12 protein-coding genes are annotated in these 13,856 nt (G+C 65.0%); 6 read left to right on the top strand and 6 right to left on the bottom strand.

From position 1 onward, the window contains the following. Positions 1-9 precede the first annotated feature (9 nt). Entirely contained in the window at positions 10-633 is a 624-nt protein-coding gene (gene thiE / locus FH041_RS14645) for a thiamine phosphate synthase (RefSeq protein ID WP_027915242.1), read from the bottom strand. 12 nt (positions 634-645) lie between these two features. Then, positions 646-1,443 (bottom strand): hydroxymethylpyrimidine/phosphomethylpyrimidine kinase, encoded by a 798-nt coding sequence (locus FH041_RS14640; RefSeq protein ID WP_027915241.1) that lies wholly within the window; start codon positions 1,441-1,443, stop codon positions 646-648. A gap of 262 nt (positions 1,444-1,705) precedes the next feature. Here FH041_RS14640 and FH041_RS14635 point away from each other — a divergent pair, with 262 nt between their 5' ends. The 4 genes from FH041_RS14635 (at position 1,706) to FH041_RS14620 (ending at position 7,889) form a co-directional block, all read left to right on the top strand. Then, positions 1,706-3,691, top strand: a complete 1,986-nt coding sequence (locus FH041_RS14635; protein WP_140174793.1) for a hybrid sensor histidine kinase/response regulator — start codon at positions 1,706-1,708, stop codon at positions 3,689-3,691. Between the two features lie 343 nt (positions 3,692-4,034). Beyond that, positions 4,035-5,678 (top strand): acyl-CoA dehydrogenase family protein, encoded by a 1,644-nt coding sequence (locus FH041_RS14630; RefSeq protein ID WP_140174791.1) that lies wholly within the window; start codon positions 4,035-4,037, stop codon positions 5,676-5,678. Positions 5,679-5,780: 102 nt separating this feature from the next. Next, on the top strand, positions 5,781-7,244 hold the full coding sequence (amn, locus tag FH041_RS14625) for an AMP nucleosidase (RefSeq protein ID WP_049696675.1): 1,464 nt from the start codon (positions 5,781-5,783) through the stop codon (positions 7,242-7,244). A gap of 6 nt (positions 7,245-7,250) precedes the next feature. Then, complete coding sequence (locus FH041_RS14620; RefSeq protein WP_088523404.1) at positions 7,251-7,889, top strand: pseudouridine synthase; 639 nt, start codon at positions 7,251-7,253, stop codon at positions 7,887-7,889. Between the two features lie 36 nt (positions 7,890-7,925). On the opposite strand, the gene FH041_RS14615 is transcribed toward FH041_RS14620, so the two are convergent. Both FH041_RS14615 and FH041_RS14610 read right to left on the bottom strand, forming a co-directional pair. Continuing rightward, the gene (locus FH041_RS14615; RefSeq protein ID WP_023534618.1) at positions 7,926-8,129 is read right to left on the bottom strand and encodes a DUF2788 domain-containing protein; all 204 of its coding nucleotides are present in this window, start codon (positions 8,127-8,129) and stop codon (positions 7,926-7,928) included. A 54-nt stretch (positions 8,130-8,183) separates the two neighbouring features. Further along, a complete protein-coding gene (locus FH041_RS14610; RefSeq protein ID WP_023534579.1) occupies positions 8,184-8,660 on the bottom strand; it encodes an Lrp/AsnC family transcriptional regulator in 477 nt (158 codons plus the stop codon). Positions 8,661-9,056: 396 nt separating this feature from the next. Between FH041_RS14610 and FH041_RS14605 the strand changes: the two genes are divergently transcribed. Beyond that, positions 9,057-9,890: a DUF6515 family protein gene (locus FH041_RS14605; protein WP_027915233.1), complete on the top strand. Its 834-nt coding sequence runs from the start codon at positions 9,057-9,059 to the stop codon at positions 9,888-9,890. 4 nt (positions 9,891-9,894) lie between these two features. Here the strand turns inward: FH041_RS14605 and FH041_RS14600 are convergent, their stop codons facing one another. Both FH041_RS14600 and FH041_RS14595 read right to left on the bottom strand, forming a co-directional pair. Next, entirely contained in the window at positions 9,895-10,764 is an 870-nt protein-coding gene (locus FH041_RS14600) for a cation diffusion facilitator family transporter (protein WP_027915232.1), read from the bottom strand. Between the two features lie 21 nt (positions 10,765-10,785). After that, positions 10,786-11,205 (bottom strand): hypothetical protein, encoded by a 420-nt coding sequence (locus FH041_RS14595; RefSeq protein WP_027915231.1) that lies wholly within the window; start codon positions 11,203-11,205, stop codon positions 10,786-10,788. A 119-nt stretch (positions 11,206-11,324) separates the two neighbouring features. Between FH041_RS14595 and hrpB the strand changes: the two genes are divergently transcribed. Next, a complete protein-coding gene (hrpB, locus tag FH041_RS14590; protein WP_140174789.1) occupies positions 11,325-13,844 on the top strand; it encodes an ATP-dependent helicase HrpB in 2,520 nt (839 codons plus the stop codon). Positions 13,845-13,856 lie beyond the last annotated feature (12 nt).

Raw genomic sequence — 13,856 nt, 5'->3', positions numbered from 1 at the left:
TCTCTCGAATCAGGATGCGAACAAGGCGTTGAAGGCGCGGGCGCGGCGGGTGACTTCCTGCGCGCTGTCGGCACCGAACAAGCCGTGGATCACCGCCAGCAGGTCGGCACCGTGGTGCACCAGTGCAGCGGCATTGTCGAGGGTGACCCCGCCGATGGCGGCGATCGGCAGGTTCACCTGGGCGCGCGCCTGCGCCAGAAGACGGACGTCGGCAGCCGGGGCGCCGGGTTTGGTGCTGGAGGTGAAAAAGCGGCCGAAGGCGACGTAACTGGCGCCTTCGCGGGCTGCCTGGGCGGCCAGGTCCAGGCTGGCATGGCAGGTCGAGCCAATGATCGCCGCGCTGCCCAGCAGGGCGCGTGCAGGGGTCAGCGGCCCGTCGGTTTGCCCCAGGTGGACGCCCACGCCCAGGTGCCTGGCCAGTTCGGCATCGTCGTTGATGATCAGCTGGGTGCCGTAGCGCTCGCACAATTGCTGGAGCGCCTGGGCTTCTCTCAAGCGCCGCGCGGCGTCGTCGCTTTTGTCACGGTACTGCAGAAGGCATACGCCCCCTTCGAGCGCTGCCTCCACATGAGACAGGAATCGGCCGGCCAGTAATTGGCTGTCGGTGATGGCATACAGGCCGCGTAGCGTCATGAGCACCTCGAGTCAGGAGCAGAAATCCAGGGGCAGGCGCCGAGGCACGAACTGGCCTCGTCCCAACTGCTCCGCATCGCGCAGGGTGCGCCAGGTGTAGTCCAGGGCCGTGCGCACGGCGCTTTCCAGGTGCTCGCCCAGGGCCAGTCGACCCGCCAGGGCGCTGGCCAGGGTGCAGCCCGATCCGTGGTAGCTGCCCGGCAGGCGTTGGCAGGTCGAGGTGCTGCGGTGACCGTCGCGGCTGTACAGACGGTTGTGGATTTCCACCTCGTCGCCGTGTCCGCCCGTGATCAGCACGTGCTCGCAGAACTCCAGCAGCCTGGCAGCGCACTCGTCGGCGCTGCCGTCGGGCAGCTCGGCGAGAATGCGGGCTTCGGGCAGGTTCGGCGTGGTGATGGTCGCCAGCGGCAACAGGCGTTCACGCAGGGCGTAGCCTACTTCGTCCTTGCCCAGCCGGCCGCCGCCGCCTGCACGCAGCACCGGGTCGCACACCAACGGCAGGTGCGGGTGTGCAGCCAGCAGCTCGGCCACGGTATCGACCATGTCGATCGAGCCGAGCATGCCCAGCTTGACCGCGGCCACCGTGGAGTCGGTGAGCACGGCATTGGCCTGGGCCAGCACCCACTCACGGTCGAGCACGCGGAAGTCGGAAACATTGACGGTATCCTGCACGGTCAGGGCGGTCACCGCGGGCGCGGCATGACAGCCTTGTGCAAGCAGGGCTTCGATATCTGCCTGCAAGCCGGCGCCGCCACTGGGGTCGTGGCCGGAGAGACAGAGGACAACGGGGCGGGAGGCGTAGGTATTCATGGTCGGCGAGCTTACCACCAAACCTGTTTGTGCGGACCTTGCGCGTGCAGGTCGGTGCGTTTTCCGAAGAACGGTATGCGCACCTGAATGCCGCTAAGGCCCGTTCCAGAGCGGTCCTGTGGGTTTTGTGCCGCCGCTCGACGCAGCTTGAGGCTGTGCTAGAGTGCGCAGATAAATCGATAAACAGGTTCTGCAGGATTTCGTCGTCTCAAACGGAAAGGGGGCAACCGCGACGCGACCGGACAGGCCTTGCTGGGGCTGTATGCGCTATTTGCTGATTGTGCTCATGGGTTTGCTGCCCACATTCGCCGAAGCGGTGGACATCACCGCGGCCACCCGTCACCTGCCTCTGGGCAAGGTCATGCAGGTTTATGAAGACCCGGACGGCAGCGCCAGCATCACGGATGTCAGTGCGCCCGACTTCGCACAGCGTTTTCGCCCCCACCCTGAAGACGTCCTCAATGCCGGGTTTTCCACGTCGGTGTTCTGGCTCAAGCTCGAACTTCACCCTGACCCGGCGCCGGGCATGCCCCTGCACTGGTTGCTGGAGCTGGCCTACCCACCCCTTGATCACCTCGAACTTTACCTGACAGGCCCGGACGGGCGCTTTCGCTTGGCCCAGCGCACGGGTGATGCGTTGCCTTATTCAAGCCGGGAGATCCGTCAGGACAACTACCTGTTCAACCTGCAATTGCCACTTGGGCAGGTCACCACCGTCTTTGTGCGACTGCACAGCCAGGGCTCGGTGCAGGCGCCGCTGGCCCTCTGGTCGCCCCAGGCTTACCTGGAAGCCCAGGCCACGCGCCTGTACGTGCTGGGGATGATCTACGGGGTACTGTTGGTGATGCTGGTGTACAACCTGTTCCTGTACCTGAGCGTGCGGGACGTCAGCTACCTGTACTACATCCTCTATATTGCCTCCTTCGGCCTTTACCAGGTCTCGGTCAACGGCGCCGGCATCGCTTACCTGTGGCCTGACAGCCCCTGGTGGGCCAATGCCTGCACACCGTTGTTCGTCGGCGCAGCTGCGCTGTTCGGCTCTCAGTTCGCCCGGCATTTTCTGCAGCTTCGCCATAACAGCCGTGGCTTTGACCGGTTGCTGCAGGCGCTGATGCTGGGCGGTGCCGTGGTGATGGTGCTGTCTGTGAGCGTGCCCTATGGCCTCGCCATGCGCCTTGCCACCGCCTTGGCGCTCGTGTTCAGCCTGGGCGTTTTCTGCGCAGGGCTCGACGCCTGGCGGCGCGGCCTGCGCGTGGCGCGCTGGTTCATCATCGCCTGGACCGCGTTTCTGGTCGGGGGGCTGGTCAACACGCTGATGGTGCTGGGCTACCTGCCGAACATGTTCCTGACCATGTATGCCAGCCAATTGGGCGCTGCGCTGGAGGTGGCGTTGCTATCGCTGGCCTTGGCAGACCGCATCAAGACGCTGCGCGACGAGCAGGCCCGCACCCTGCGTGAGACGGGGCAGCAACTGGAAGTGCTCAACCAGCAACTGGCCAACAGCAACCGGCTCAAGGACGAGTTTCTGGCCTGCGTCACCCATGAACTGCGCACCCCGATGAATGGCGTGATCGGGTCCCTGGAGCTGATGCATACCCTGCCGATGGACGCGGAAATGGCCCGCTTCCACCAGACTGCGGTGGGCTCGGCTCAGGGCATGATGCACATGGTCGACGACATCCTGACCTTGTCCGAATTGCAAGCAGGGCGGCTGCGAGCGCAGCCAGCGCCCTTCGACCTTCGGACATTGCTGCAAGGCTTGCGCGCTACGTATGCCGGCCAGGCGCTGGGCAAGGGCCTGTACTTGAGTGTGGACATGCCGGCGGACCTGCCCGACCGGCTGGTGGGGGATGGGCCGAAGCTGGCCCGCTGCCTGGGGTGCCTGGTGGACAACGGCCTGAAATTCACCCACCAGGGCGGTGTGATGATCCAGGTCCGGGGGCAGCACAGGGGCCCTAATCAACTGGCCTTGACGTTTACCGTGAGCGACACGGGTATCGGTTTCGAAGACCTCGACCAGTCGATTCTTTATCAGCGGTTCTTTCAGGTGGATGGCTCCATGACCCGGCGCTATGGCGGGTTGGGCATTGGCCTTGCCATCTGCAGGCAGATGAGCGAATTACTGGGGGCACGGCTATCGCATCAATCGGCGCCTGGCGTGGGCAGTCGGTTCGAGATGAGTCTGGAGTTGGCGATTTCGCAGGGGCAGGTGGCTGTGCAGGGGCATGCGGGGCGGCGTTGGCGGTAAGCATCGGTAGGTTAGGACGACCCAGGATGCTGATTCGCATGCTCATGGCTTGCCTGCTGGTCAAGAACGAACTCGCAACCTAGCAGGCGGCATCCGCTTTATAGGCGCTTGATTCAGCTTCTAGGAAGACTCCCACGGACGATTGGGAACTGGATTACAAGTTCCTGAAGGCCTCACCGGCTCGGGCGTCGAACGAACACGCCGCTGGCGATCCCGATGAAGCCGGCCGCCTAAGCGCCGCTCATCACGCACCCCTGCGTTTAGTCAGGAATGCCCCTTTGTCCATCGACCAGACAGTGCTTCACTGGGAACCTCACGCCTGCCCGGATTCAGGAGTACCTCCATGAACCTGCACCAGTTCGCTGAAACCCACGAGGTCACCAATCAGCCGCCACCGCTGGACGGGGCCAACCTGTACCGCCTGGACCTGCCGCTACAGGAGTGGTCCAGGCGCTTTGGTGCCGACTGGGCGCAGTCGCGGATCGATGCGTACGGCGCGCTGGCCGGTGGGCCGTTGATGCAGGCAGGCTTTCTGGCCAATGCGCACAAGCCTGTGTTCAGCAGCCATGATCGCTATGGCCATCGCATCGATCTGGTCGAGTTTCATCCCGCCTATCACCAGTTGATGCGCACCGCCGTCGAGCATGGGCTACCGTCGCTGCCCTGGGCCGAGCCGCGCCCGGGCGCCCACGTGGCCCGCGCGGCGATGACCTACCTGCACAGCCAGGCCGAGGCCGGCACGGGCTGCCCGCTGACCATGACCTTCGCTGCGGTGCCGGCCCTGCGCCTGCAACCCGAGATCGCCTACTACTGGCTGCCCAAGGCGCTGTCGCGTGAGTATGACCCGCGCAACGTCGGCGACCGGCACAAGGCCGGCGTCACGTTGGGCATGGCCATGACGGAGAAGCAGGGTGGCACGGACGTGCGCGCCAATACCACCCGTGCCTACCCAGTCGGCGCGCCGGGGCCCGGCCAGGCCTACGAGCTGGTGGGTCACAAGTGGTTCTGTTCGGCGCCCATGTGCGATGCCTTCCTGGTCCTTGCCCAGACCGAGCACGGCCTGAGCTGCTTCCTGCTGCCCCGCCACCGCCCGGACGACACCCGTAACCAGTTCTATATCCAGCGCCTGAAGGACAAGTTGGGCAATGTCTCCAACGCCTCCAGCGAAGTGGAGTTTCGCGGTGCGCTGGCCTGGATGATCGGTGAGGAGGGCCGGGGCGTACCGACCATCATCGAGATGGTGGCCATGACCCGTTTCGACTGCATGGTCGGCTCCAGTGCCCTGATGCGCCAGGCGCTGACCCAGGCCCTGCACCACTGCGCGCATCGGCAGGTGGCGGGCCGCCTGTTGACCGAGCAGCCGCTGATGCAGAACGTGCTCGCCGACCTGTCGTTGGAAAGCGAAGCGGCATTGGCCCTGAGCCTGCGCATGGGCCACGCCCTCGAGCAGCTCGACGACCCCCAGCAGGCGCACTTCGCGCGCCTGGTCACGGCGGTAGGCAAGTACTGGATCTGCAAGCGTGCCCCGGCCATGATCAACGAAGCGGCCGAGTGCCTGGGCGGGGCGGGGTATGTGGAGGACAGCATCCTGCCGCGGCTTTACCGCGAGGCGCCCGTCAACTCGACCTGGGAAGGTTCGGGTAATGTGCAGTGCCTGGATGTGCTGCGCGCCTTGTCCAAGGAGCCGGGTGTGCTGGAGGCGTTGTTCGCCGAACTGGGGGACGGACACGGCGACAAGCGCCTGGCCACCTGCATCGTCAACCTGAAGGATGCGTTCCTCGACACGGGCGACATCCAGTACCGGGCGCGGCAACTGACCGAGACCATCGCCCTGGCATTGCAGGCCAAGTTGCTGCTGGAGGCCGGCCATTGTGCGGTCAGCGATGCGTTCATCGCCAGCCGCCTCACAGGGACGGGGCGCGCTTATGGCACGCTGCCGCGCGGTGTGGACGTACAGGCCCTGATGGCGCGGGCCATGGCCAGCTGACCGGCTTGGCCCAGCTGCGCCGCCTTGCATCATCAAGGGGATGAATTTACCCGAGAAGGCAGGCAAGATGGTTCGCATGCATGTCCAGACAGGAAGCACAGTGTGAGCCACGCGTTTGAAGTCGTTGATACTCCCGAACAGGCCGTCGATCGTCTGGCGGCCTTGCATGAGCAGGCCACCGGTGCCCTGAGCCAGGCCCTCAAGCGTTACCTCAAGGACCGCACCGAGCCCGATGCCCAGCAGCGAGACCTGTTCCGCTACCCGGCGCTGCGCCTGACCTACCACAGCAATGGCGAAGTCGCTGCCACCACGCGGGCCTACGCCAAGGTCCAGGTGGCGGGCACCTACAGCGTCACCATCACCCAGCCGGCTGCTTTTCGCGGCTACCTGCTGGAGCAATTGCGCCCGTTGATGCACGACTACACCGTCACGGTCGAAGTGGGGGTGAGCGAGCAGCCCATTCCGTATCCGTACGTGGTCGACCAGGGCGACGAGCTGGCCGGCAGCGGCATCACCGCCGCGCAGCTGGCGCGGGTATTCCCCAGCACCGACCTGTCCTCGGCCACCGACAACATCGCCGATGGGCTCTACGACTGGGACAGCACCGATACCTTGCCCCTGGCGCTGTTCGATGCCGCGCGCGTGGACTTCTCGCTGCGGCGCCTGGTGCACTACACCGGCAGTGACTGGCGCCACGTGCAGCCCTGGATCCTGCTGACCAACTACCACCGTTACGTGGACCAGTTCATCAGCCATGGCCTTGAGCAGTTGCGCGATGATCCGCGCTTCGTGCGCATGGTGTTGCCGGGCAACGTCGTGATCGAGAAGAGCATGGACCATGGTGAGGCCCAGGCGCTGGTCGCCGGTGTGGTCTGGCACCGCTACCAGATGCCGGCCTACCACCTGATTGCAGGGGACGGCGACGGCATCACGCTGGTCAACATCGGCGTCGGCCCGTCCAACGCCAAGAACATTACTGACCACCTGGCAGTGCTGCGCCCGCATTGCTGGCTGATGATCGGGCACTGCGGCGGGCTGCGCCAGTCGCAGACCATTGGCGACTACGTGCTGGCCCACGCCTACATGCGCCGTGACGGCATCCTTGACCGCGTGGTGCCGCCGAACATTCCGATCCCGGCATTGGCAGAGGTGCAACTGGCCCTGCAGGAAGCCGCTGCGCAGGTGACCGGCGAGCGGGGCGAGCAGCTCAAGAAGCGCCTGCGCACCGGTACCGTGCTGACTTACGACGACCGCAACTGGGAGCTGCGCTGGGCCCAGGAACGGCCGCTGATCAACTTGTCCCGCGCCGTTGCCGTGGACATGGAAAGCGGCACCATCGCAGCCCAGGGCTATCGCCTGCGGGTGCCGTACGGCACCTTGCTGTGCGTGTCCGACAAACCGCTGCACAGCGAAATCAAGCTGCCAGGCTCGGCCAACGCGTTCTACAACCGCGCGGTCAGCCAGCACCTGAAGATCGGGATCGCGGCGCTGGACCTGTTGCGCACCGAGCTCAATTCGCTGCACTCGCGTAAACTGCGCAGCTTCGACGAGCCGCCGTTCCGCTGAGGACCCATGTCACTGCCACCCCGTTCCAAGCCGCGCCGCCCTCAGGGGCGGCCTGTGCCTGGCGCTCACCGCCAGCCCAAGGCGCCACCCGCCGAGCCGCGGTTGATCCTGTTCAACAAACCCTTCGACGTGCTGACGCAGTTCAGTGACGGCGAGGGGCGGGCCACGCTCAAGGATTTCATCGATATCCCGGGCGTCTACCCCGCCGGCCGGCTGGACCGGGACAGCGAAGGCCTGTTGCTGTTGACCAATGACGGCGCGCTGCAGGCGCGTATTGCCGACCCCAAGCACAAGCTGCCCAAGACCTATTGGGTGCAGGTCGAGGGCGAGCCCACCGAGCAGCAGCTGCGCCAACTGCGCGAAGGCGTGCAGCTCAATGACGGACCAACGTTGCCCGCCGAGGCCCGCAGCCTCGAAGCCCCCGCTCTGTGGCCGCGCAACCCACCAGTACGCTTTCGCAAAAGCGTACCGACCTGTTGGCTGGAGCTGGTGATTCGCGAGGGTCGCAATCGCCAGGTACGGCGAATGACCGCCGCCGTGGGCCTGCCCACCTTGCGCCTGGTGCGCGTGCGTATCGGCGATTGGACACTCGATGGGCTTGAGCAAGGCTGCTGGCGCGAGGTGGCGCCGACCCTGCGGCGCTAGGCGGCATGGCCAGCGGGCACGTGGCGACCGCGCTGGCTACACCCCCTCGATGAACCCCACCACCACGCTCTTGATGATGAACGCCAGCACACCCAGGCCGAGCACGAAGAACAGGATCAGGGTGCCGAACCGCCCCGCCTGGGATTTTTTCGCCAGGTCCCAGACGATGAAGCCCATGAAGCCGATCAAGGCGGTCACCAGGATGATCATCATCCACTCTTCGAATACGGCAGGATCCATTGCAGTGCTCCAGGCGGGTTGAGGGGGCAAGTATACCCGTGAGGTGGCAGCCGATCAGCGAAGGTGGGTCAATGGAAGCTCGGTGCTGGCCAACACCTGGTTGAGCACGAAGCTTGAACGCACGCTGGTGACGCCCTCGATGCGCGTGAGGCTACCGAGCAGCAGCTTCTGGTAATGGTCCATGTCGGGCACGACGACCTTGAGCTGGTAGTCGGCGTCCATCCCGGTCACCAGGCTGCACTCCAGCACCTGCGGCAGGTTGCGGATGGTGGCCTCGAAGGTTTCGAAACGCTCGGGGGTGTGCCGGTCCATACCGATGAGTACGTAGGCAGTCAGGCTCAAACCCAGCTTCTTGCGATCGAGCAAGGCCACCTGACGGGAAATGTAGCCGTCGTCTTCGAGTTGCTTGACGCGGCGCGAGCAGGGCGAGGGTGAAAGGCCGATGCGTTCGGCCAGCTCCTGGTTGGAGATGCGCGCGTCACGCTGCAATTCAGCCAGAATGCTCAGGTCGTATCGGTCCAGCTTGCTCATGAATCATGCCTTTTCTGTTCGGATTGCGGCGAATTATCAATCCAGGGTTAAAAATTGCGCAAGTGCTATTTATCTGAGCAATCTTAGCAATCCTGTGCCGGGGCGCGACCGGTATCGTTAACACCAGAATCACTGCCCGGACATCAGTCCACGGCGATGCGCCCCAGACGGGCGCTCGCGGCCAAGCCATCCAACAGGATGGGCCAGGCCCCCGGGCTACGCACCTTCCAGAAGACGGTGTGAGGTGAGCCGGCGCCACAAGTGCCGAGCACGGACGACAATTGCTGAAGGGAGGCCCAGGTGGCCTCCCTTTTTTCATGGCTGAAATTTAATGGGCGGCGTGATGGGGCGCGGTAGACTGGCGCAGTCAGCCGTTTTACCGTCGAGAGGACTACCATGAAGTCGCACATCTGGCAGTGGGCAGGTGTTGGTTTGCTGGGCATGGGCATCAGCGTTGCAGCCCTGGCGGCCGGGCCCAACGACGGCCCAGGTGCTTTGCCCCCCGCCGCTACAGGGCCAGGTGTGGAGGCAGGGCCCGCGCCTGGGCGTGCGCTCAATTCGCGTGACGAAGTCGGTCAGACGCAGCCCCCACGGCCGGGGTTCTACCAGGACATTCCCCGCCGCCCCGATGACGGCCCGCGTTGGCATGGCCCAGGCCCTGGCTACGCGCCTCACGAGGGCTGGCAGGGCCGCCCTGGGGGCCACGGTGAAGGCTGGGGCCCCGGGCCGCACTACCGGCCTGGCCAGACCGTGGAGCGGTTTGCTGACCGTTTCTGGAAGGTGCCCTACCAGGGGCAGGACTATTTCTACTCCGGCGGGTACTGGTACCGCCCCTGGGAAAGGGGTTACCAGGTCGTGGTGCCGCCCCCGGGTGCGCGAGTCAGCTACCTGCCGCCCTATGCGCACAAGTTTCGCGTGGACGGCGCGATGATCTACCTGGTCGCCGACACCTACTATCGCTACCTGGAAAACAGCCGCGAGTACGTGGTGGTCAATCCCCCAGCACCTGCGCCTACAGCGGCGTCGGGGTATGACGTGGTGGCTTATCCGCGCTATGGACAGGGGCAGGAGCAGCAGGATCAGGACCGTTACCAGTGCCATCGCTGGGCGGTCAGCCAGTCGGGGTTCGATCCTGCCATGGCGGCCTACGCGCCGGCGCCTGCGGTTGCAAGTACCTACCAACGGGCGCTTGGCGCGTGCTTGTCCGGGCGAGGCTACAGCGTCAACTAGAGGGCTACACCGGGTCGGCGTGGACCATCACGTCGGCCTTGGGGTACTGCTGGCGGATCACTTCCGACGCCTGCACGCACAGCCCATGTGCGTGATGCAGCGGCAGTTGCCCAGGCAGCTCGATGTGCAATTGCACGAACCACTGGTTGCCCGATACCCGGGTGCGCAGGTCGTGCACGCCCAGCACGCCCTCGATGGCCAGCACGCGGCTGGCCATGTCTTCGCTCACATCCACGGGCAGCTCCTTGTCCATGAGAATCGCCGTGCTTTCGCGCGCGATCTGCAGGGCGCTCCACAGGATGTACAGTGCGATGCCCAACCCGAACAGCGCATCGAGTTGCGGCCAGCCGAAGCGCGCCAGCAGCAACGCCAGCAAGATGCTGCCGTTGAGCAGCAGGTCGGAGCGGTAGTGCAGGGAATCGGCGCGTACCGCCGTTGAACCTGTGGCGCGGATGACCTTGCGTTGCACGGCCAGCAGCGCGACGGTCAGCACCAACGACAACAGCATCACCCCGATGCCGATGGCGGTATCGCCTAACGGCTGCGGGTTGCGCAGGCGCTCCAACGCCTGCAAGGCAATCAGCACGGCACTGCCGCCGATGAACAGCGCCTGGGCGATGCCAGCCAGGGCTTCTGCCTTGCCGTGCCCGAAGCGGTGGTCGTCATCGGCCGGGCGCAGGGCGTAGTGCACAGCCAGCAGGTTGAGGAAGGACGCCACGGCGTCGAGGGCCGAATCGGTCAACCCGGCCAGCAGGCTAACCGAGCCGCTCAACCACCAGGCCAGCGCCTTGCTGACCACCAGGATGCTGGCCACCGCCAGGGAGGCGCGCGTGGCCAGGCGGAGCAACCGTTTGTGTTCGGCCGAAGTGGTCATCTCAGGCGGTCGTCCTTGACGTCAGGCGGCAGGTACCAGCCCAAGGCTGGCCAATTGTTCAGCACTGCCGCGGTGCTGGATCAAGCGTGGGTCGTCCAGCGGCAGGCGCTGCCCCAGTTCGCTTTCCAGAATGGCCTGCAGTTTGAGATTGTCCACGCTGCCATCGGCATTGACGGCGTCCTTCAGTTTGGCCGGGTCCACTTGCGCGGTTTGCCCTGGGGGGTAGTAGATGGCGCCGGTGGCGAAGTCGATGCCGAAGGCGATCAGCCCTGGGATGACGTAGAACAGCAGGCCAACGGCATCCAGCACGGCGATCGCAGGGTCGACCTTGCCGTCGATCTGGCCGCGACGGTCTGGGTAGAAGATGGAGCCGCAAGCCGTCAGTTGCGTCAGCAAGGTGCCCACGAGGGCAGCACCGATCAGGCGGGAAGCAATGCGCATGTAAATCTCCGGGCGTGGCGTTCGGCAGGCCAGGCAAGGCGCCTGAACCCGCGCAGTTAAGACCATGATAGGACAACGTCGGTTCGCCGTTATACTCGCCTGCTTGTTCGAGGGCCACCATGATTTCATTACCTATAGACCGTGTATTGCCAGAGCTACGACAGGCCCTGGCCAGTCGCAATGAAGTGATACTCGAAGCGCCCCCGGGTGCTGGCAAGACCACTCGGGTGCCCCTGGCGTTGTTGCATGAGCCCTGGCTAGCCGGGCAAAAGATCCTGATGCTCGAACCTCGCCGACTGGCTGCGCGGGCAGCGGCGGAGCGTTTGGCCAGTGAGCTGGATGAGCAGGTGGGCGAGACGGTCGGCTACCGCATTCGCCTTGAAAGCAAGGTAGGGCCGCGAACGCAGATCGAAGTGGTCACCGAAGGCATTCTGGCTCGCAGGCTTCAGGAGGACCCGGCGCTGGAGGGTGTGGGCGTGGTCATCTTCGATGAGTACCACCTGCGCAACCTCGATTCCGACCTGGCACTGGCGCTGTGCCTGAGCGCCCGTGAACTGCTGCGCGATGAGCCCCCGCTCAAGCTGCTGTTGATGTCTGCCACGCTGGAGGGTGCCCGCCTCTCGAAGGTGCTCGACGATGCGCCCGTGGTCACCAGTGAAGGGCGGATGTATCCCGTCTCGACGGTATGGGGAAGCCCCTATCAGCCGGGCGAGCGAATCGATGCGCGCATCACGGACACGTGCCTGGCCGCCCTCGATGAACAACCTGGCAGCATCCTGGTGTTCCTGCCTGGGCAGGCGGAAATTCGGCGGGTGGCAGAGGACCTCAAGGCACATCTCGGCAGCCGTCCAGAGGTGATGGTGTGCCCGCTGTACGGTGACCTCGACCTGCAGGCGCAGCGTGCGGCGATAGACCCGGCCCCCAAGGGCTCGCGCAAGGTCGTATTGGCCACGAACATCGCCGAGACCAGCTTGACCATCGAAGGGGTCAGGGTGGTGGTGGACAGTGGCCTTGAACGAGTACCCAGGTTCGACCCCCGCAGCGGCATGACCCGACTCGACACACAGCGCATTTCCAAGGCCAGCGCTACCCAGCGGGCGGGACGGGCGGGGCGCCTGGAGCCTGGTGTCTGCTATCGGCTGTGGTCGCAGTCCCAGCACGAGCAGATGGCCAGCTACAGCACCCCTGAAATCCTCCAGGCAGATCTGGCAGCCTTGGCGCTCCAGCTGGCTCGATGGGGCATGAAGCCGGAAGAGATGACCTGGCTCGATCAACCACCAGCGGCGCCCTTCGCTCAAGCCACAGACCTGCTCAAGCGCCTGGGCGCGCTCGACGATGCTGGACAGCTCACGCCACACGGTGCGGCCATGAGCGCGTTGCCAGCCCACCCCCGGATCGCCCACATGCTCATCAAGGGCAATGCGATGGGCCTGGATGACTTGGCATGCAACATCGCGGCTCTGCTGGGCGAGAAAGATATCCTGCGTGGGGCCGGTGCCGACCTGCACTCCCGGCTCAGCGCACTGTCGGGCGAGCAGCATGCCCGTCGCAGTGGCGGTTCCCTGCAACGCGTGAAACAGTCTGCTCGGCAGTACCGGTCGCTGCTGCGTGGCAAGGCCTCGAGCCCTGTAGACGCGCTCGATCACCCACGGTGGGTAGGATGCCTGCTGGCGTTCGCCTATCCCGACCGAATCGGCCTGCAAAGGCGCGCCAGTGCAGCGGAGTACCGCCTCTCCAACGGCCGGGCAGCCCTGTTCCCCGAGCCCGATGCGCTTACCAAGCACGCGTGGCTAGTGGTCGCCGACCTGGGTAGCCGGCAAGGACAGCGCGAGGAGCGGATCTACCTGGCGAGTGACCTCGATCCGGCCTTGTTCGATAACCAGCTGGCTGACCTGGTGAGGTCGGTCGATGAGGTCGATTGGGACGAGCGCGAAGGCGTGCTCAAGGCGCAGCGGCAGTGGCGGGTAGGCCAGCTCGTGCTGTCGACGAAAGCGCTGGCGAACCTTGACGAGCAAACCCGTTCGCTGGCCTTGGTCAGCCTGGTGAGGCGCAAGGGCATCGAGCTTCTGCCCTGGAACCCCGAGCTGCGGCAATGGCAGGCCCGGGTGGGTCTGCTGCGCCAGCTGGATATCGAGCGTGGGCAGGCACAAAGCAAGTGGCCTGACCTGAGCGATGCCAATCTGCTGGACACGCTCGACCAATGGCTCACGCCCTACCTGGGTAAAGTCACGAGGCTCAGCCACTTCAGCCAGCTGGACCTGCCCTCGATCATCAGAAACCTTCTGCCCTGGCCGCTTCCACAGGAGCTGGACACCCAGGCACCCCAGGCGATCCAGGTGCCATCCGGCTCGAATATCCGTATCGACTATTCGCAGCATCCGCCAATTTTGGCCGTGCGGCTTCAGGAGCTGTTTGGCCTGGCAGAAACCCCACGCATCGCTCAGGGCAGGCAGCCGCTGGTTCTGCACCTCCTGTCGCCGGCTCGCAGGCCTGTGCAGGTCACCCAGGATCTGGCGAACTTCTGGCGCAGCACTTACGTGGAGGTGAAGAAGGATCTGAAGGGGCGATACCCGAAGCACTATTGGCCTGAAGACCCGCTGGTGGCCGAAGCGACTGCCAGGGCTAAGCCTAGGAAGTAGCGATGCGCATAC

It is taken from the genome of Pseudomonas sp. SWI7 (genome assembly GCF_006351945.1).
Taxonomy (GTDB): domain Bacteria; phylum Pseudomonadota; class Gammaproteobacteria; order Pseudomonadales; family Pseudomonadaceae; genus Aquipseudomonas; species Aquipseudomonas fulva.
This window is presented reverse-complemented; position numbering and strand designations above follow the sequence as displayed.